Source organism: Pseudomonas frigoris (assembly GCF_047758635.1).
GTDB lineage: Bacteria > Pseudomonadota > Gammaproteobacteria > Pseudomonadales > Pseudomonadaceae > Aquipseudomonas > Aquipseudomonas frigoris.
This window is the reverse complement of record NZ_CP180479.1, coordinates 1184370-1204230: the sequence shown is the minus strand read 5'-3', so window position 1 is coordinate 1204230 and position 19861 is coordinate 1184370. Positions and strand designations below refer to the sequence as shown.

Annotated in this window: 19 protein-coding genes and 1 pseudogene; 11 read left to right on the top strand and 9 right to left on the bottom strand. The window is 59.6% G+C overall.

Annotation, left to right across the window (positions count from 1 at the left end; all coding sequences use genetic code 11):
• The first annotated feature begins 84 nt into the window (after window positions 1-84).
• The 10 genes from ACMXYH_RS05390 to ACMXYH_RS05345 all read left to right on the top strand — a co-directional run bounded on the left by ACMXYH_RS05390 (window position 85) and on the right by ACMXYH_RS05345 (window position 7112).
• Window positions 85-1059, top strand: a complete 975-nt coding sequence (locus ACMXYH_RS05390) for a KpsF/GutQ family sugar-phosphate isomerase (RefSeq protein ID WP_129438476.1) — start codon at window positions 85-87, stop codon at window positions 1057-1059.
• Window positions 1059-1583, top strand: a complete 525-nt coding sequence (locus ACMXYH_RS05385) for a KdsC family phosphatase (protein WP_134422004.1) — start codon at window positions 1059-1061, stop codon at window positions 1581-1583. Before ACMXYH_RS05390 ends, ACMXYH_RS05385 begins: the two co-directional genes overlap by 1 nt.
• A 7-nt stretch (window positions 1584-1590) precedes the next feature.
• The gene (gene lptC / locus ACMXYH_RS05380) at window positions 1591-2163 is read left to right on the top strand and encodes an LPS export ABC transporter periplasmic protein LptC (protein ID WP_129438478.1); all 573 of its coding nucleotides are present in this window, start codon (window positions 1591-1593) and stop codon (window positions 2161-2163) included.
• Window positions 2150-2698, top strand: a complete 549-nt coding sequence (gene lptA / locus ACMXYH_RS05375) for a lipopolysaccharide transport periplasmic protein LptA (RefSeq protein ID WP_415766522.1) — start codon at window positions 2150-2152, stop codon at window positions 2696-2698. Before lptC ends, lptA begins: the two co-directional genes overlap by 14 nt.
• Window positions 2698-3423 (top strand): LPS export ABC transporter ATP-binding protein, encoded by a 726-nt coding sequence (gene lptB, locus ACMXYH_RS05370; protein WP_033057997.1) that lies wholly within the window; start codon window positions 2698-2700, stop codon window positions 3421-3423. Before lptA ends, lptB begins: the two co-directional genes overlap by 1 nt.
• A 184-nt stretch (window positions 3424-3607) precedes the next feature.
• On the top strand, window positions 3608-5101 hold the full coding sequence (locus ACMXYH_RS05365; protein ID WP_046045855.1) for an RNA polymerase factor sigma-54: 1494 nt from the start codon (window positions 3608-3610) through the stop codon (window positions 5099-5101).
• Window positions 5102-5175: 74 nt separating this feature from the next.
• Window positions 5176-5484, top strand: a complete 309-nt coding sequence (hpf, locus tag ACMXYH_RS05360) for a ribosome hibernation-promoting factor, HPF/YfiA family (protein ID WP_007941242.1) — start codon at window positions 5176-5178, stop codon at window positions 5482-5484.
• A gap of 12 nt (window positions 5485-5496) precedes the next feature.
• Entirely contained in the window at window positions 5497-5961 is a 465-nt protein-coding gene (gene ptsN / locus ACMXYH_RS05355; protein ID WP_008150761.1) for a PTS IIA-like nitrogen regulatory protein PtsN, read from the top strand.
• 2 nt (window positions 5962-5963) lie between these two features.
• A complete protein-coding gene (gene rapZ, locus ACMXYH_RS05350; RefSeq protein ID WP_046045854.1) occupies window positions 5964-6821 on the top strand; it encodes an RNase adapter RapZ in 858 nt (285 codons plus the stop codon).
• A gap of 15 nt (window positions 6822-6836) precedes the next feature.
• Window positions 6837-7112: an HPr family phosphocarrier protein gene (locus ACMXYH_RS05345; RefSeq protein WP_033058002.1), complete on the top strand. Its 276-nt coding sequence runs from the start codon at window positions 6837-6839 to the stop codon at window positions 7110-7112.
• Between the two features lie 189 nt (window positions 7113-7301).
• Here the strand turns inward: ACMXYH_RS05345 and ACMXYH_RS05340 are convergent, their stop codons facing one another.
• The 6 genes and pseudogenes from ACMXYH_RS05340 to pmbA all read right to left on the bottom strand — a co-directional run bounded on the left by ACMXYH_RS05340 (window position 7302) and on the right by pmbA (window position 12851).
• Entirely contained in the window at window positions 7302-8195 is an 894-nt protein-coding gene (locus ACMXYH_RS05340) for a ZIP family metal transporter (protein ID WP_415766521.1), read from the bottom strand.
• A 30-nt stretch (window positions 8196-8225) separates the two neighbouring features.
• Window positions 8226-8837, bottom strand: a complete 612-nt coding sequence (locus ACMXYH_RS05335) for a superoxide dismutase (RefSeq protein ID WP_415766520.1) — start codon at window positions 8835-8837, stop codon at window positions 8226-8228.
• Window position 8838: 1 nt separating this feature from the next.
• A pseudogene (locus ACMXYH_RS05330) lies at window positions 8839-9267 on the bottom strand (hypothetical protein).
• 27 nt (window positions 9268-9294) lie between these two features.
• Window positions 9295-10677 carry a class II fumarate hydratase gene (locus ACMXYH_RS05325; protein WP_415766518.1) on the bottom strand — a complete coding sequence of 461 codons (1383 nt, stop codon included), beginning with the start codon at window positions 10675-10677 and terminating at the stop codon, window positions 9295-9297.
• A gap of 252 nt (window positions 10678-10929) precedes the next feature.
• Window positions 10930-11325, bottom strand: coding sequence for a FagA protein (locus ACMXYH_RS05320; RefSeq protein WP_129438490.1), 396 nt, complete (start codon window positions 11323-11325; stop codon window positions 10930-10932).
• 179 nt (window positions 11326-11504) lie between these two features.
• A complete protein-coding gene (gene pmbA / locus ACMXYH_RS05315) occupies window positions 11505-12851 on the bottom strand; it encodes a metalloprotease PmbA (RefSeq protein ID WP_134422008.1) in 1347 nt (448 codons plus the stop codon).
• A gap of 108 nt (window positions 12852-12959) precedes the next feature.
• Between pmbA and yjgA the strand changes: the two genes are divergently transcribed.
• Complete coding sequence (gene yjgA, locus ACMXYH_RS05310; RefSeq protein WP_033058015.1) at window positions 12960-13484, top strand: ribosome biogenesis factor YjgA; 525 nt, start codon at window positions 12960-12962, stop codon at window positions 13482-13484.
• Between the two features lie 48 nt (window positions 13485-13532).
• Here the strand turns inward: yjgA and tldD are convergent, their stop codons facing one another.
• The 3 genes from tldD to ACMXYH_RS05295 form a co-directional block, all read right to left on the bottom strand.
• Window positions 13533-14975, bottom strand: coding sequence for a metalloprotease TldD (tldD, locus tag ACMXYH_RS05305; RefSeq protein WP_008148876.1), 1443 nt, complete (start codon window positions 14973-14975; stop codon window positions 13533-13535).
• 18 nt (window positions 14976-14993) lie between these two features.
• Window positions 14994-15842, bottom strand: a complete 849-nt coding sequence (locus ACMXYH_RS05300; protein ID WP_129438496.1) for a carbon-nitrogen hydrolase family protein — start codon at window positions 15840-15842, stop codon at window positions 14994-14996.
• Window positions 15843-16020: 178 nt separating this feature from the next.
• Window positions 16021-19824, bottom strand: coding sequence for a YhdP family protein (locus ACMXYH_RS05295; RefSeq protein WP_415766517.1), 3804 nt, complete (start codon window positions 19822-19824; stop codon window positions 16021-16023).
• Window positions 19825-19861 lie beyond the last annotated feature (37 nt).

Here is a 19861-nt window from a genome sequence, read left to right as displayed (position 1 = left end):
GACAAAGCGTGACGAACTTGCGTGAGGGTTTCGATCATTACCGTTATAATCGCCGCCTTTTCATCAGGCTATACGATTTCTGACATGAGCCAATCCAGCGACCTGATTCAATCTGCCCAACGCACCATCCGCCTCGAACTGGAAGCCGTACAAGGCTTGTTGCCCCGTATCGACGCAGATTTCGTACGCGCTTGCGAGATGATTCTGGCCAGCAAAGGGCGCGTGGTCGTGGTCGGCATGGGCAAATCGGGGCACATCGGCAACAAGATCGCCGCCACCCTGGCCAGTACCGGCACCACGGCCTTTTTCGTGCACCCGGCCGAAGCCAGCCACGGTGATATGGGCATGATCACCCGCGACGACATCATCCTGGCGCTGTCAAACTCCGGCTCCACCAATGAAATCGTCACCCTGCTGCCGCTGATCAAACGCCTGGGCATTCAATTGATCAGCATGACCGGCAACCCTGACTCACCGCTGGCGAAGGCTGCCGAGGTCAACCTCAACGTGCACGTCGAGCACGAAGCCTGTCCGCTCAACCTGGCACCGACCTCGTCGACCACTGCCGCGCTGGTCATGGGCGACGCCCTGGCCGTTGCGCTGCTGGAAGCCCGCGGTTTTACCGCTGAAGATTTCGCCTTTTCCCACCCCGGCGGCGCGCTTGGCCGACGCCTGCTGCTGAAAGTGGAAACCGTCATGCACGCCGGAGCAGAACTGCCCCAGGTACAACGTGGCACGCTACTCAAGGACGCCTTGATGGAAATGACCCGCAAGGGCCTGGGCATGACCGCGATTGTGGAGGCCGACGGCAAACTGGCCGGGATCTTCACCGACGGCGACTTGCGCCGAACCCTTGACCGGACCATCGACATCCACCATACGACCATTGACGAGGTCATGACCGTTCACGGCAAGACCGCCCGTCCCGATATGCTGGCAGCCGAGGCCCTGAAAATCATGGAAGACCATCGAATCAATGCGCTGGTAGTGGTGGACAAGGAGGACCGTCCGATCGGCGCCTTCAACCTGTCCGATCTGCTGCGTGCAGGAGTAATGTGATGAGCACCGACCTGCTGCAACGCGGCAAGAATATCAAGCTGGCGGTTTTTGACGTCGATGGCGTACTGACCGATGGACGCCTGTACTTCCTCGAAGACGGCAGCGAATTCAAGACGTTCAACACCCTCGACGGCCAAGGCATCAAGATGTTGATGGCAGCCGGTGTGCAGACCGCTATCATCAGCGGCCGCAAGACCCCGGTGGTCGAGCGACGAGCGAAGAACCTCGGTATTCCACACGTGTACCAGGGGCGCGAAGACAAACTGGTGGTGCTCGACGAGCTTCTCGCCCAACTCAACCTAAGCCATGAGCAAGTTGCCTATCTCGGCGACGACCTGCCAGACCTGCCGGTGATTCGCCGCGTCGGCCTGGGCATGGCGGTGGCAAACGCTGCCAGTTTCGTCCGTGAACACGCCCACGGCATCACCCAGGCCCGCGGTGGCGAGGGTGCCGCTCGCGAATTCTGCGAATTGATCCTGCGCGCGCAGGGCCGCCTTGATGCGGCAAACGCCGCGTACCTGTGAGCCAACTATGCTGAGCAAAAAGTTTCGCAAATTCCTGGTGTTCGGTTGCATCGCAGCGATATTCGCGGCGGTCGGCTACTGGAACATCAGCCCGGAACGCTTCCTCGATCAGCCGGTGGCAAAGATCGATGAAACTGCGATCGACTATTACGCGATCAACGCCCACAGCGTGCAATACCTGCCGGACGGCAAACTGCAATACGAAATGACGTCCGACAAGGTTGAACACCTGAAAGCCACCGAAGTGACGCTGTTGACCAATCCCGACCTGAACATGTTCCGCGGCACCGAGTTTCCGTGGCATATCCAGAGCGAGCACGGCGAAGTGAATCCCGACGGCACTCAGGTCGAACTGATTGACTCGGTGCGCATCACGCGCTTCGACGAGAAAAACCGCAAGACCCTGATTACCAGCACCCGCATGACAGTGTTCCCGCAGCAGCAATATGCGCAGACCGAGCAACCCGTTAGAATCGACGGCGCTGGTGGTGTGTCGACTGGCAAGGGAATGAAAGCGTATTTGAAAGAAAGCAGGATACACCTGCTATCGAACGTAAGAGGACAGTATGAGGCTCGTTAAAACCCTCCCTATTTTGCTCGGTCTGAGCGCAGCACTGGGAAGCGTGAGCGCCTGGGCTCTGCAGACCGATCAAGCGCAGCCTATCCGCATCCAGGCCGACGACGCCCAGCTGGACGACAAGAATGGCATTGCCACCTATAAAGGTGACGTGATCATCACTCAGGGCTCGATGATCGTTAAAGGCAATACTGTGACCATCACCCGCACCCCGACCGGCGACATCGACGTGGTGACTTCGGTGGGCAACCTCGCCTATTTCGAGCAAATGCAAACCCAGGGCGACACCAAGCCTGTTCAGGGCTGGGGAGTGACTATTCAGTACCACGCCTCGCAAAACCGGGTCGTACTGATCGATCGTGCCAAAGTCATCGACAAGGACAACAACGTCACCCAAGGCGAGAAAATCGTCTACGACACGGTCAAAAAGCTTGCGAGCGCCGGTCGCGCGACGGGCAACAAGGTCACCGAGTCGCGTCCGCGCATTGACATGGTGATCCAGCCGAAGAAGAAAACCGACGAGCAAAAGGCCCAGTAATGGCAACTCTGAAAGCTCAGCATCTGGCCAAGAGCTACAAGAGCCGCCAGGTCGTGCGCGATGTCAGCCTGTCGATCGACAGCGGTCAGATCGTCGGCCTGCTGGGTCCCAACGGCGCCGGCAAGACCACCTGCTTTTACATGATTGTCGGTCTGGTACAGGCCGATCAGGGTCGCGTATTGATTGACGACATGGATGTCAGCCACCAGCCTATGCACGGTCGTGCGAAGGCCGGTATCGGCTATCTTCCGCAAGAAGCATCGATCTTCCGCAAACTCTCGGTAGCCGACAACATCATGGCGATTCTCGAGACCCGCAAGGAACTCGACAAGGCCGGTCGTCGCAAAGAGCTGGAAAGCCTGCTGCAGGAATTCCACATCAGCCACATTCGCGACAACCTCGGCATGAGCCTGTCCGGTGGTGAACGCCGCCGTGTGGAAATCGCCCGGGCACTGGCCACCAACCCGAAATTCATCCTGCTCGACGAACCATTCGCCGGCGTGGACCCGATTTCGGTGGGCGACATCAAACAGATCATCTATCACCTCAAGGCCAAGGGCATTGGCGTGCTGATCACTGACCACAACGTCCGTGAAACCCTGGATATCTGCGAAACCGCCTACATCGTCAACGATGGCCAGCTGATCGCCGAAGGTGACTCTGCCACCATCCTGGCCAACGACCTGGTCAAGGAAGTGTATCTGGGCCATGAATTCCGCCTGTAAGCACTGAGGTGTCTGGCTGGTTGCTCGGGCGCTTGCCTCGATAAAAAATCAACATTTTTTTATTGTTACAGCGCTCTAGGCAAACGCTGCAGTTTCGGGCATATAATTTGCTTATGTTTGGCGCTCCGGCGCCCTGTAGTGGATGGCGCATGTGCGCCGGCGAATAAGGTGTTAAGCCCCTGCCATGAAACCATCGCTAGTCTTGAGAATGGGCCAGCAGCTGACGATGACACCGCAGCTGCAACAGGCCATCCGCCTGCTCCAATTGTCGACCCTGGACCTGCAACAGGAAATCCAGGAGGCCCTGGAGTCCAATCCGATGCTCGAACGCCAGGAAGAAGGCGACGACTTCGATAACGCCGACCCCTTGGCCGATAAAGCCGAACAGCAACCCAACGTCGACATTCAGGAACCCTCCTACCAGGAAACCGCCCCGACGGTGGATAACCTCGAGGAAGGCGACTGGAACGAGCGCATCCCCAATGAACTGCCCGTCGATACCGCGTGGGAAGACGTCTATCAGACCAGCGCCAGCAGCCTGCCGAGCAACGATGACGACGAGTGGGACTTCACCACCCGGACATCGGCCGGCGAAAGCCTGCAAAGCCACCTGCTGTGGCAACTGAACCTGGCCCCGATGTCCGACACCGATCGCCTGATCGCCGTGACCCTGATCGACTGCATCAACAATCAGGGCTACCTGGACGAAACCCTCGAGGAGATTCTCGAAGCCTTCGACCCGGAACTGGACATCGAACTGGACGAAATCGAAGCCGTCCTGCACCGCATCCAGCAATTCGAACCTGCTGGCATCGGTGCCCGCAATCTGGGCGAATGCCTGCTGCTGCAATTGCGTCAGTTGCCCGCCAAGACGCCTTGGCTGGTCGAGGCCAAACGCCTGGTCACCGACTATATCGACCTGCTCGGCAGCCGCGATTACAGCCAGCTGATGCGTCGCATGAAGCTCAAGGAAGACGAACTGCGCCAAGTGATTGAACTGGTGCAGAGCCTCAACCCGCGCCCAGGCTCGCAAATCGAGTCCAGCGAAGCCGAATACGTCGTTCCCGACGTGATCGTACGCAAGGACAACGAACGCTGGCTGGTGGAACTGAACCAGGAATCCGTGCCACGACTGCGGGTCAATGCTCAATACGCCGGTTTCGTGCGCCGCGCCGACACCAGCGCCGACAACACCTTCATGCGCAATCAGTTGCAAGAGGCCCGCTGGTTCATCAAGAGCCTGCAAAGCCGCAACGAAACCCTGATGAAAGTAGCCACTCAGATCGTCGAGCATCAGCGCGGCTTTCTTGAATACGGCGACGAAGCCATGAAACCGCTGGTCCTGCATGACATCGCCGAAGCGGTGGGCATGCACGAGTCGACGATTTCACGGGTGACAACGCAGAAATTCATGCATACCCCACGGGGCATATATGAACTGAAATACTTTTTCTCCAGCCACGTCAGCACCTCCGAGGGCGGTGAATGCTCGTCCACGGCGATCCGCGCGATCATCAAAAAACTGGTTGCCGCGGAAAATCAGAAAAAGCCGTTGAGTGACAGCAAGATCGCTGGTTTACTGGAGGCACAAGGCATTCAGGTGGCTCGCCGCACCGTCGCCAAGTACCGCGAATCCCTCGGGATCGCGCCTTCGAGCGAACGCAAGCGGTTGATGTAGAGCCACGCCACAGCGTTCCAGTGGCAGGCATTTCTGCCTGCCGCTTTATGCACTGGCAACGAAGGAGAAGCTGTATGCAAGTCAACATCAGTGGACACCAACTGGAAGTGACCGAACCTCTTCGCACCTACATCGGCGAAAAACTCGAACGATTAGAGAGGCATTTCGACAAGATCACCAACGTGCAGGTCACGATGACGGTCGAAAAGCTCAAGCAGAAAATCGAAGCCACGCTGCATATTCCCGGCAATGAAGTAGTCGCAAACGCGGAGCATACCGATATGTACGCGGCGATCGACGCACTGACCGACAAGCTGGATAAACAACTCAAAAAGCATAAGGAAAAGACCCAAAGCCTCCTCCAGGGCGCGACCGGTCGTTAACACTCCCAACCCATGATCCGACTTGAAAGCATCCTGACCCCCGGCCGTTCCCTCGTGAACGTGCCGGGTGGCAGTAAAAAGAAAGCCCTCGAGCAAATTGCCAACCTTATCCACAAAGAAGTGCCGGATCTGGAGATGCAAGATGTCTTCGAGGCTCTGATTGCCCGTGAAAAACTCGGCTCAACCGGTTTTGGCAATGGCATCGCCATTCCCCACTGCCGCCTGAAGGGCTGCACCTCGCCCATCAGCGCCCTGATGCACCTTGATGCACCCATTGATTTCGACGCCATCGACGGTGCCCCGGTTGACCTGCTGTTCGTTCTGCTGGTCCCGCAAGCCGCTACCGATGCGCACCTGGAGTTACTGCGCCAGATCGCCAGCATGCTCGACCGCAAGGAAGTGCGCGAGAAACTGCGCAGTGCCCCGAGCAATGAAGCCTTGTATCAGGTTGTCCTGGACGAGCAAAACGGTCACTAATCATGCGCTTGATCATCGTCAGTGGCCGCTCCGGCTCAGGTAAAAGTACCGCACTCGATGTTCTCGAGGACAACGGCTACTACTGCATCGACAACCTGCCCGCCGGTCTGTTGCCGGAACTGGCCGAACGCGCGTTGATTCACACCGAGCTGGCACAACCGCTGGTTGCCGTATCCATCGATGCGCGTAACTTGCCGAGTCACTTGTCGCGGTTTCCCGAATTGCTGGAAGAAGTGCGCAGCCGGCATATCCAGTGTGATGTGCTTTATCTGGACGCCGACGAAGAAACCTTGCTCAAACGTTTCTCGGAAACCCGCCGTCGCCACCCGCTGAGCAATGCCAATCGCTCGCTGGCCGAGGCCATCAACGATGAGACCGCCCTGCTCGGGCCGATTGCCGACCTCGCCGATCTCAAAGTAAACACCACCAACCTGAACCTGTATCAGCTGCGAGATACCATCAAGCTGCGCCTGCTGAACCAGCCGGAACCCGGTACGGCGTTCTTGGTGGAGTCTTTCGGCTTCAAGCGTGGCATGCCGGTGGACGCTGATCTGGTGTTCGACGTGCGCTGCCTGCCGAACCCTTACTGGAAGCCAGAGTTGCGCGATCAATCCGGGCTCGACCAACCGGTTGCCGAGTACCTGGCGGCACAGCCGGACGTCGAAGAGATGTTCCAGGACATCTCCACCTACTTGTTCAAGTGGCTACCACGCTTCGCCGCCAGCAACCGCGCTTATGTCACCATTGCCATTGGTTGCACCGGCGGCCATCACCGCTCCGTCTACCTGACCGAACGTCTGGGCCAGGCCCTGCAAAAATCCCTGAAGAACGTCCAGGTTCGCCACCGCGACCTCAGCTAAAGGATTCACACCGCGATGCCTGCTCTGGAAATTGAAATCATCAACAAGCTGGGCCTGCATGCCCGCGCTTCTGCAAAATTCGTTGGCGTCGCCGGTGAGTTCAAGGATTGCACGATCAGAGTAGGACGCACGCCGGAATCCACGGTCGACGGAAAAAGCATCATGGCAATGATGATGCTCGCTGCAGGCAAGGGCACCAAAATCCACCTGAGCACCGAAGGTGAACAGGCTGATGAGGCGCTGCAGGCATTGGTTAATTTGATCAATGACTACTTCGGCGAAGGCGAATAACACTCGCCCTGTAGCAGCTGCCGAAGGCTGCGTTCGGTTCGGGCCGCGTTCGGACGCAGCAGTCGTAAATACACGCGCGGTTGAACTGACGCACCACAAATTTCGAACTGGCGACTGCTTCGTCCGAACGCGGCCCGAACCGAACCGAACGCAGGCTTCGCCAGCTGCTACAAAGTTCGTGCTCTGCAGCTAAGCCAACGCCGTATCCATCACCATCATCAAGCAAAACCCGATCAGCAACCCAAGACTTGCAAGCTTGTCGTGACCATTGCGGCGCGACTCAGGGATGACTTCATGGGTGACCACCAGCAACATTGCCCCGGCCGCCAGTGCCAACCCCAAGGGCAACAACAATTCGGCCAGGCTCACCAGCCAGGCACACAGCAACGCGAAGACCGGCTCGACCACCCCTGACGCAGCACCAATCAGGAACGCCTTGACCCGCGACATCCCTGCCCCGGCCAATACCAGCGCGATCACCAGACCTTCCGGCACATCCTGCAAGGCGATGCCCATGGCCAGGCTATCGGCGTCGGGCATGCCACCCCCCGCCGACACACCGACCGCCATGCCCTCGGGGATGTTGTGGGCAATGATCGCAAACACAAATAGCCAGATTCGCGGTGGAATCACCGGCCGTTCAAGAGTGCCAACCAACATTTCCGGGCTGGCTCCGGAGACCTTTCGATCCACCAGAAACAGCCCGAACGCCCCCAACATGATGCCGAAACTGATCAGTCCGCTGGCCGCCCAAGGCGTCAGCCCCAGGTTTTCAGCGGCAGAAATCCCAGGAACGATCAACGAAAACGCTGTCGCCGCGAGCATTACCCCGGCCCCGAAGCCAAGCAGTGAATCGCTGACCGCCTGGGGCATCCGTCGAATCACCAGCACGGGCACCGCGCCCAAGGCAGTGCCCAAAGCGCAGATCGCCCCACCTTGCAGCGCGCGCAGCAGTTTCGGCTCGAGGTCCAGCCACGCCAAGCCTTGGGCAACCAATAACGTCATGCCTGCCAGCAGTAACAGCGATCCGAATGCGTAACGAAACATTCGTCCACTTCCGATCGCCAGTGTTTCAGTGCCCATAGCCAGCCTTGGATTGTTTTTGCAGAAGTCTTAAACCAGTGCAGCCTGATAGCGCGCAGCGACTTCAGGCCAATTGATCACGTTGTAGAACGCGTTGATGTATTCCGGGCGACGGTTCTGGTACTGCAGGTAATAAGCGTGCTCCCAGACATCCAGGCCGAGGATTGGCGTATTGCCGTTCATCAATGGACTGTCCTGATTGCCGCTGCTTTCAACGACCAGTGTCTTTTGCGGCGTCACACTGAGCCACGCCCAGCCACTGCCGAAACGAGTCAGCGCGGCTTTGGTGAAGGCTTCCTTGAAACTGCTCAGGCCGCCCAGTTGCTCATCGATCGCCTCAGCCAACGAGCCTTCAGGATTGCCGCCGCCGTTGGGCGCCATCACTTCCCAGAACAGCGAATGGTTGGCATGCCCGCCGCCCTGATTAATCACCGCCGCGCGCAGCTTCTCCGGTAGTTGCTGGACAGCAGACACCAGTTTCTCCACCGGCCACTCGGCAAACTCGGTGCCTTCCACCGCAGCGTTGAGGTTGTTGATGTAGGTCTGGTGATGCTTGGTGTAGTGGATTTCCATGGTCTGCGCATCGATGTGCGGTTCCAGGGCGTCGTAGGCGTAGGGCAAGGCAGGCAAGGTAAAAGCCATTTCAATGAACTCCATGATGTAGGGGCGCAGGCGAGGCGGCATCGATGTGCAGCAATCGATGCGTACGCGGGTATTCGCCGTGTTCGCTGATGAAGTTCAGCAGCTCGACGTAGGTTTTACTGCTCTGGCGCAATGCTGCTTCACGCAGGGCTGGCGACAGTCGCGGATCCTGCATGGTCTGCAACAACCGTTGATGGATGGCGCACAAGTACTCGGCGCTCTCCTCCGGCTGGTTCAGACGCAAATGCAGATCCGCCAGGTTGTGGTGGGAAATCACGCAGGCCGCGACCGCCTCGTCGGCATCTGCCCAGCGCTCGAACAACACCTAGGCCAGGGCCAATGCCTGCAAGTAAGCCTCGCGGGCATCGACGTATTCGCCCAGCATGAAACAACGATTTGCCCGTTCGATCGTGCGTTTCCAGTGTTCCATGGTGAACCTCCAAAGCGGTTGCGGTGGTTACACGCCGCCTGCGGTGAGCTTTTCCGGGTCCAGCAAGACCTCAAGCTGGCTGCGCGTCAGATCGGTGTGTTCCAGAGCGACATCGATCACCGGCCGGCCCTGTTGATAGGCCTTCTTGGCGATCTCCGCGGCTTTTTGGTAACCAATGATCGGGTTGAGTGCGGTGACCAGGATCGGGTTACGCGACAGCGCTTCCTTCAGCCTGGCTTCGTTGACCTTGAAGCTGGCGATGGCCTTTTCACCCAGCAGATGGCTGGAGTTGGTCAGCAACTCGATGCTGCTCAGCAGGTTCTGGGCGATGATCGGCAGCATCACGTTCAGCTCGAAATTGCCCGACTGACCGGCAATGGTGATGACCGTGTCATTGCCGATGACCTGAGCGGCGACCATGGCGGTCGCTTCCGGGATCACCGGGTTGACCTTGCCAGGCATGATCGAAGAACCCGGCTGCAAGGCTTCGAGCTCGATTTCACCAAGACCGGCCAGCGGGCCGGAGTTCATCCAGCGCAGGTCGTTGGCGATTTTCATCAGCGAAACGGCCGTGGCCTTGAGCTGACCGGAAACACTGACCGCCGTGTCCTTGGAGCCGATCAGCGCAAACAGATCCTCGCCCGGTTTGAATTGCACTCGGGTCAGCTTGCTCAGTTGCTCACTGAAACGCGCCGCGAATTGCGGATGAGCGTTGATTCCGGTGCCCACTGCCGTGCCGCCCTGAGCCAGGGATTGCAGACTCGGCAGCAGATCCTGCAGATGACCGATGTTGGCCTTGAGCTGCTGCGCCCAACCGTTGAGCACCTGGCTCATGCGCACCGGCATCGCGTCCATCAAGTGAGTGCGGCCGGTTTTGACGTGGTGATGAACCTCATCGGCCTTGCGCTCGATCACCTGAACCAAACGCACCAGCGCCGGCAACAATTGCTCGTGCAACGCCAACGCAGCACTGACGTGGATGGTGGTCGGGATGATGTCGTTGCTGCTTTGGCCGCAATTGACGTGATCGTTGGGGTTCACCGGCTCGCCGAGCAGGCGGCTGGCCAGGGTGGCGATCACTTCGTTGGCGTTCATGTTCGAACTGGTGCCGGAACCGGTCTGGAAGATATCCACCGGAAAATGCTGCATGAAGTCGCTTTGGAGCAGACCCAGCGCCGCATCGACGATGGCTGTGCCCTGGGATTCGCTGATTTGTTCGAGCTCGACGTTGGCTCGGGCAGCGGCGGCCTTGGCCAGGATCAGCGCGCGAATGAACTGCACGGGCATTGGTTTGCCGCTGATGGGAAAGTTATCCACCGCGCGCTGGGTCTGCGCGCCATAGAGCGCATCCACTGGGACCTGAAGTTCGCCCATGCTGTCGCGTTCAATGCGTGTCTGAGGGTCTGTCATCAGTTATTTCCTATGCCGCGTTGTGTATGAAAGCGGGCCAGGCAAGGCGCAGTCCGCTGGTAATGTTTTTCCCTTGCCAAGGACTGCAACGCAGTCTGGCCCGCTTTCAGACACAACCCGGAGGGCCGGGCCTGCTGTGGCGCAGGGCTGCGTTGCTCGGAGCTTATTTGGAATGACCAAACCACGCTCCTCGCGCCTTGCCCTGCACCACAGCAGGCCCGGCGCGGCATAGGAAATAACTGATGACAGACCCTACTCATCAGAAAATCCTTGCACCTGTTCTATGAGAGGAATCGAGGGCTGCAACTCGCAGGTCGCCAGTTGCCAGGTGTAGCTCTGCCAGCGCTTGAGGCGGCATTTGCACAATGAGAGGCGTTCCAGGTCGCGCAACGGCCGCCAGGCCTGGTCCAGACAAAAGGTGCGCCAGTGCCAGGGCAGCGCGACATCGGCGGCGGTGTCGAGTAACAGGCGCAAAGAAGTTTCGGCGATGGTCCAGGGAGAGGTTGCCGTGCAACAGGCGAGATAACGACCTTCGGCCAGGTAATGTTCGATCAGGCGGGGCTCGTCAGGGTCCATCGCGCAACGGATCTGGCGACTCATCCAGCGCCAGCTTTCGAGGTAAGGCTGCTCGTGCAAGGCAGAACTCATGATCCGGGCCCATTCGGTAATGAGATTTATTATTAGATGATAATGAGAACCAAAACAACCCCGGCGAAATACATGCTGTTCAATGTGGGAGCGAGCTTGCTCCCACAGGGGACTGCGCAAGGCGCATAAAAAAAGGCGCGCCACCCAATGGGTGGCGCGCCTCTTTTGTATCGGTGGGTTTAGCTACCCGCCACCGTCATGCGTTCTATCAGCACAGAACCTGTACGGATGTTGCTGCGCAGTTCCAGGTCATTACCCACCGCAACGATCTGTTTGAACATGTCACGCATGTTGCCGGCGATGGTCACTTCCTGGACCGCAAACTGGATTTCGCCGTTCTCGACCCAGTAACCCGCCGCGCCACGGGAGTAATCGCCAGTGACCATGTTCAGACCCTGACCCATCAATTCAGTCACCAGCAGGCCGCGACCCATACGGCGCAGCAAGGCTGCCTGGTCTTCGTCGCCATGGGTGACGAACAGGTTGTGCACGCCGCCGGCGTTGGCGGTGCTCGGCATGCCGAGTTTGCGGCCGGAGTACGTGCCAAGGATGTACGACACCAACTCGCCTTTTTCGACGAACGGTTTGGCGTAAGTTGCCAGACCATCACCATCGAACGCCGAACTGCCCATGGCCCGCATCAAGTGCGGACGCTCATCGATGGTCAGCCATTCCGGGAACAGTTTCTGCCCCAGCGTACCTTCAAGGAACGAGGATTTGCGATACAGGCTGCCGCCGGAGATCGCCGAGAGGAAACTGCCGAACAAACCACCGGCCAGCTCCGCGGAAAACAGCACCGGCACTTCGCAGGTCGGCACCGGGCGCGCGCCCAGACGGCTCGCCGCTCGTTGCGCGGCACGCTGGCCGATGCTCACCGGGTCGGCCAGCAAGTTGCCCTGACGGTTCACGTCGTACCAGTAATCGCGCTGCATCTGGCCGTCGGCCTCGGCGATCATCACGCAGCTCAGGCTGTGCCGGGTCGACGCGTAACCGCCGATAAAACCATGGCTGTTGCCATAAACACGGCAGCCCTGATGGGTGCTGAGGGTGGTGCCATCGGCGTTCTTGATCCGGCTGTCGGTGGCAAACGCCGCCGCTTCACAGGCCAGGGCCTGCTCGATGGCTTGCTCCGGGGTGATGTCCCATTCGTGGAACAGATCGAAATCCTGCAGATCCTTGGCCATCAGCGCGGCGTCTGCCAGGCCCGAAGCTTCGTCTTCCGACGTGTGCTTGGCGATGGCCAGCGCGGCGGCGACGGTTTCGCGAATCGCCTCCGGGCCGCTGGCGGATGTGCTGGCCGAGCCCTTGCGCTGGCCAACGTACAAGGTGATGCCGAAACCCTGATCGCGGTTGAATTCGACGGTTTCGACTTCACGCTGACGCACCGAGGTCGACAGGCCCTGCTCCAGGGACACCGCCACTTCACAGGCACTGGCACCCTGGCGCTTGGCTTCAGCGATGATCTGCTCGACTTGTTCTTGCAGTGCCGGCAACGCTTGTGGGCCGACGCTTTCAACTGCACTCATGCTGTTCTCCACTCAAATTCTGCTTTCGGCTGGGGCCTTCGAGCGACCGGGCCGGACAAGCGGCCCCCGACTGGTTATCATGGCGGCGTTTCTTTGCGGACGGCCACCATGGTTGATTCTTACGACGACTCCCTCGATACGGGAGAAAAAAGCAAATCCCAGGTTAAACGCGAGCTTCATGCTCTGGTTGACCTCGGCGAGCGCCTTACAACGCTCAAGCCTGACTTGCTGGCAAAACTGCCGTTGACCGACGCTATGCGCCGGGCACTGGCCGATGCGCCCAAGCACACCGCGAATATCGCGCGTAAACGGCACCTTATGTTCATCGGTAAACTGATGCGCGATCAGGACACTGACGCCATTCTGACTCTGCTCGATCAACTCGATGCCTCCACTCGGCAGTACAACGAACGTTTCCATGGCCTGGAACGCTGGCGTGATCGCTTGATCGCTGGCGACGATGCGGTCCTGGAGAAGTTCGTGGTCGACTACCCGGAGGCTGATCGTCAGCAATTGCGCTCCCTGATCCGTCAGGCCCAGCACGAACTGGCGACCAACAAGCCACCGGCATCGAGCCGTAAAATCTTCAAGTACATCCGTGAGCTGGACGAGACTCAACGCGGTCTGCGTTAAGTCCCGAATCGGGTGAGTCGCTACGCGGTTCACCCGAAGCTCCATCCCTCAAGATCCTGTGCCACCCACAGTGATCGCATCGATTTTCAGCGTTGGCTGGCCGACACCCACCGGCACCGACTGCCCATCCTTGCCACACGTCCCGACGCCGCTGTCCAGCGCCAGATCGTTACCGACCATCGACACCTTGCTCATCGCTTCAGGGCCATTGCCGATCAACGTCGCGCCTTTGACCGGGGCAGTAATCTTGCCGTCTTCGATCAGGTAAGCCTCGCTGGTGGAGAACACGAACTTGCCGCTGGTGATGTCCACCTGACCGCCGCCGAGGTTGGCGCAGTAGATGCCGCGCTTCACCGAGGCGATGATTTCTGCAGGGTCGCTTTCGCCAGCCAGCATGTAGGTGTTGGTCATGCGCGGCATCGGCAGGTGCGCGTAGGATTCGCGACGACCGTTACCGGTACGGGCCACACCCATCAGACGGGCGTTGAGCTTGTCCTGCATATAGCCTTTGAGTACGCCGTTTTCGATCAGTGTCGTGCACTCGGTCGGGGTGCCTTCATCATCGACGCTCAGGGAACCGCGACGCCCGGCCAGCGTGCCGTCATCGACGATGGTGCAAAGCTTGGACGCAACCATCTCGCCCATGCGCCCGCTGTAGGCGGAACTGCCCTTGCGGTTGAAGTCGCCTTCCAGACCGTGGCCGACTGCTTCGTGCAGCAACACGCCGGACCAACCCGAACCCAGCACCACCGGTAACGTACCGGCCGGCGCAGGGATGGCTTCCAGATTCACCAACGCCTGACGCAACGCTTCACGGGCGTAGCTCATGGCGCGGTCATCGCTGAGGAAATAACGGTAATCGGTACGACCGCCACCGCCATGACCGCCGCGCTCACGGCGACCGTTCTGCTCGACGATCACGCTGACGTTAAAGCGCACCAACGGCCGTACATCGGCAGCCAGGCCGCCATCGGTGGAAGCCACGAGGATTCGTTCCCAGACACCGGCCATGCTCACGGTGACTTGCTGGATACGCGGGTCGAGGGCGCGAGTCGCGACGTCGATACGCTTGAGCAGTTCGACCTTCTCGGCACGGGTCATCACTTCCAACGGGTTGTCCGGCCCGTACAACTGGGCGACATCCTGGGTCGTGAACGCTTGCACCGTGCCGTTCTGACCGGCGCGGGAGATCGAACGCGCCGCACGGGCCGCGGCGCCGAGGGCTTCGAGAGTAATGGCATTGCTGTAGGCAAAACCGGTTTTCTCACCCGATTGCGCGCGCACGCCGACACCTTGGTCGAGATTGAAGCTGCCTTCTTTGACGATCCCGTCTTCCAGCGCCCAGGACTCGGAAATCTGCCCCTGGAAATACAGGTCGGCAGCATCGATGCCCGGGCCGGCCAGATCGCCGAGCACCCCTTGCAGGCTCTCGATTGTTACGCCGCCGGGCGCCAGGAGGTGTTCACTGACTGAGGACAACAACTCGCTCATATGCTTTACGCCTTAAATTCATCGTTCTGAGGCAGGTCGCCGGGCGCCCTGCGAGAAAAATCGCCGGTGACTGGACACCGGCATCCGCGCCCTGATGGACGCCTGTTCGCTGCTATCGCGTTCGGCCAGCAGCACGGCCTCGCCTTGATCCTGTTGCGCCAGCACACGTCCCCACGGGTCGACAATCGCGGCATGGCCAAAGGTTTCTCGCGGCCCCGGATGCGTCCCACCCTGGGCAGCCGCGAGCACATAACATTGAGTTTCGATGGCCCGCGCGCGAATCAACACCTCCCAATGCGCCGCGCCGGTCACCGCGGTAAAGGCCGACGGCGCGGTAATCAACTCCGCACCGGCCGCGCGTAACTCACTGTACAGCTCCGGGAAGCGCAGGTCGTAACACACTGTCAGCCCGACTCGACCGACAGGCGTGTCCGCCACGACAACCCCACTGCCATAAGCATAGTCATCGGATTCGCGATAACGCCCGCGATTGTCCGCCACATCGACGTCGAAAAGGTGCAACTTGTCATACCGTGCAACGGTTTCGCCGTGGTCATCCACCAGCAACGAGCAGGCATGCACTTTGGCCGTCGGTTGATCCACCGGCGGCAACGGCAATGTGCCGGCCACTATCCATAACTTGAGGTCGCGGGCGGTCTGTTTCAACCATGGCAGGATCGGGCCTTCGCCCAATGCCTCGGCGCGGCCAATGTCGGCGATGTCGCGACGGCCCATGGCGGCGAAGTTTTCCGGCAGTACGGCAAGCTGCGCACCACTGGTCGCCGCTTGCTCGAGCAGCCGACGGGCCTGGGCCAGATTGGCCAGCACATCGCTCTGGCTGACCATTTGAATCACCGCTACAGACATGGCCTTTTCCTGATCTGGAATCAACACATACCTGTAGGAGCTGACGAGTGAAACGAGGCTGCGATTTTTTGATCTTGATCTTAAAAGGAAAAATCAAAAGATCGCAGCCTCGTTTCACTCGTCAGCTCCTACAGGGACTTACGGCCATGCTACTCCATCGGCCTTAGGCGTGGCGTTGTCAAAAAGGCTTGTCGAAGGTGATTTTCGGCTCTTTCCACGGCCCCTTGACGGTGTATTGGACGCTGGCGAAACGCGCCACACGGTCACCGATCAGCTTATCGATCAGGAACAGCGCGCCGCCGATAGCCGGTGCACCGACGATCAGCGCGGCAATCGGCAGGTTGTTGGTCACAGGTAACGTCACCAGCAACTTGGCATCGACCTTATCGCCCACCAGGTCCAGCGTCCCGTTGAGTTCGATGTTGCTCGACGGACCGGTCAACAGGATCGGCTCACGCGTCACGTATACGCCGTTGTTCGCGACCAGCAGGCCTTTGACCCGGTCGTAACTCAAGCCTTTGCCGAACAGGTCGGAGAAGTCCAGGCGCAGCCGGCGGCCGATGGAGTTGAAGTTCAGCAAGCCAAACACGCGCAATGCCTGGGCGCTGCCCTCAACTTCAACGAACTGGCCTTTATTCAGCGAAGCATCGAGGGTTCCAGAGAAGCGCTTGGTGGCCAGCCAGGCCGGCGAACCGGGCCAGCGACCATCGACATTCATATGAAAATCTTCACTGGTGACACTCGGCGCAAATCCCCAGCCCTTCAGCACATCGGCGAGATTCTTGCCGCTGATCCGGCCTTTGTACCAGCTGCTGCTGGAACCGGGCATACCTTCCCAACCGCCGCTGCCCTGCAGGAGAATGCCCTTGAGGCCCAGATCCAGCGTGGTAAACGCAATGCCCTTGGCGGTCGGACGAACTTTCAGATACCAGGCCCCGACGAGGTCGTTGCCCTGGAACAGCTGATTGATGGTGATATCCAGTGCCGGGATCTTCGTCGGATCCACCGAGGCCAGCGGATCTGGCGAGTTTTCGTCGGCCAGGACCGTCGGGTCTGGCGCCGGCAAACGCACGTATTGCAGATTGATCGCAATCGGCGTGGCTTTCGCATCGGGGATGCTGGCGCTGCCCTTGACCTGCTGACTGTCGAGTTGCAAGGCCCATGTGGCAGGTTTGCGGTTCAACTGCACCGACGCCTGATCGAGCGTAGTGCCGACACCGCTGAGCTTGCCAATCTTGAAATCCGCGCTGCTGAGCAACTGTTTGGCGTTGCCGCCCGGATCCTGGCCGGCGTACTTGTCTACCAGGTCCTTCCAGGGGCCGACGTCCAGTTCCGACAGCACACCGCGCACCCGCAGGCCTTTGGCGCCGGGTAACACGGCATTGCCGCCCCCCAGGAACAACTCACCGCGACCGTCGGCAAAGTTGCCGGCCGGCGCCGCAAACGTGAAGTTCGCCAGCTCACCGTAGTTGACCCAGTAGCGTCGCTCCGGCCCCTGCAGCGTCATGCGGAACGTGGTGTCGCGACCGACGTCGGCTGCCATGCCGAACGGCGCCGGCAAATCGATTGCTACGCCCTTGAGGTTGGAGCTGACCATCAATTGACTGTCGGCCCCATCAAGGTTCAGTTGCAGCTGATAAGGGATCACACCGGACACTGGCAACGGCTGAGTAACACTCAGCCAGTCCGTCAGTCTCTTGACCTCGACCTGGCCCGAGGCAGCGACGCGAGTCTTGAGGTTGCCGGGGCCGCCATCGGCGAAAATCTGTGCGGTGACAGGTTTATCAAAAGCGCGCGCGGTGATGTTTTGCCCACTCAAACCCTTGGTGCTGTCGAAACGGAAATCGCCCTTGAGCTGAGTCAGCTCCAGGGTTGGCTCGGCCAGTTTCAGACGGGCCTTGGCGGTCTTGAAGTCGACGAGGATCTTCGGCTGCTCGCCTTTGACCAGCGGAATATCCAGTTTCAGTTTGCCTTGCAGATCGCCTTCACCTTCCCAACCGGCAAAGGTGGCTGCGGTGCCGATCGGCGCTTCCTGGAGAATCTTCAGGCCATCGCCCAACCCGCCCGCGAATCCGCCGTCGAGGAACAGATGGACGTTTTGCCCTGCTGGCACATGGGGAATATTGACGTAAATGTCGCTGACCTCGGTATTGAGCAATTGACCCTTGCTGGCCAGTATCCGCACACCGCTGTCTTCAACAAACACGTCACCCGTGACCTTGCTGACATGTGGCCAGCCTGGCTGGAAGGCCAGTTCCGCATCGTGAACCTTGAAGAACAGACTGATGCTGCGGGCAGTCTCGGCGGCCCCGTGGTTCAGCGAACCCTGGTACTGGAAGAAGCCTTCGTCCACCGCACCTTTGAGAATCGCCGTACGCAGCCATTCGTCCAGCCCCGGGCTGAGCATTGTCGGCAAGTACTTGGCGGTGTAACGACCGTCGCCGTCCACCAGACCGACCCGCAGGTCCATGTAGTCTTCCTGGGTGTGGTCGAAATGCAGGCGGATCAGGAAGTCGCCAGCAATCTTGCCCTCCTCGCCCAGCACCTTCAGGTATGGCGCGATCAAGGTGAAGGCTTCTTTGTCGAGCTTCCAGGTCAGTCGGGCATTGGCCTGAATGTACTGCCATGGCTTGGCGAAGATCGGGTCCAGGTGCAGGGAAAAATCCTTGCTGTCCATGCGCAGCTCGCCACCACCCAGATCACCGCTGATGCTGCCACTGACATTTCGCGCCGCCGGAGCGCCGTGATAGGCATCGAAGCCGACCCGATCCAGGTTGGCGGCAAAGCTGAATTTGCTGTCGTCGGTGGCATTGGGCCGGAAGTCGATCAGCACGTTGCGCAGGCCGCCGGTCACTTTGAGTCGCTCGACGGCGGTGGCGATGCCTTCGGGCAGCGGCCCCAAGGCATTCAGTATCGGGGTGATCGGGGTGAGATCGAGACGGTCGGCTTGCAGATGCCAAAGCTCTTCAGTCTTGTCGGTCGCCGCATTTTGTTTGAGTTGCAGATGCGATTCCCAACGGGTCTCGCCAAGGTTCATAGCTAGCGAATCCAGGGTAACCAGCACGCCTTCGGAGCTGCGCTGAAAATAGCCATTGAGCGCTAGATTGTTGATCTGGATCGGCTTGCGCTCGCCGTACGCGCCCTTGAGTTGCGGCGCGTTCAAGCGAATCGCAGCACTTTGCAGGGCGCCCCTGTTCCAGTTCACCCAAAGCTCGCCGCCGGCCTTGAACTCGGAAAAATTCCATTGTTGGGTCAGGCGCTCAGGCAACCATTTCGACCAGTCGCTTTGCGGCAGGCTCAAATAAGCTTCGGCCTCGCCGTCTTTCCATTCGCTGGCGCGCAGACGGGTACGCAGATTGATGGCCACCGGTTGTCCGTCGGGCAGGGTCAAACGGGCGTCGAGTCGCTGGCGGGAGACGCCAGTTTTCAGATTCAACCCGACGTAAGTCAGGGTCAGCGGCTGCTCTTGCAGTGGCTGCAAAGTGACCTGGCTATCGAGTACCGACAGTTGCTGAACCCTCTGCATGCGATTGAGCATTTGTTCAGGATCCAGCGGCTGATCCTGCTGCACCGGCAAACCTTCCAGCGCCCAAGTCCCGTCCTCGCTTTCCTTGAAGCTGATCTTCAGGCCGCTGAGTTCCAGGTGAGCGATGCGCACTTCACGAGCCAGCAGACTGGCCCACAGATCCGGCACCGCGCGCACCTGATCCAGCCGCAGGGCATTGGCGCCCTCGCCGACCATCACATCGTGAGCCAGCATGATCGGCGCAAAGCCGCTCCAGTTGCCTTCCAATTCGCCGATAGTCAGCGGCATGCCCAAGGCAGCGCTGGCTTTGGCTTCGACTTCGGCACGGTACTCGGCCACCAGCGGCGTCAGCTCTCGGCCGAGGCTGACGTATAACGCCATCAACACCAATGCCAACGCACACAGCCCCAGCCCCCAGCGGGTCAGTGCGGCCAAAATGCGTGTCAGACGTTCCATGTCAGTTGGCTCCCATGGCAAAAATACTGCAAAAAGC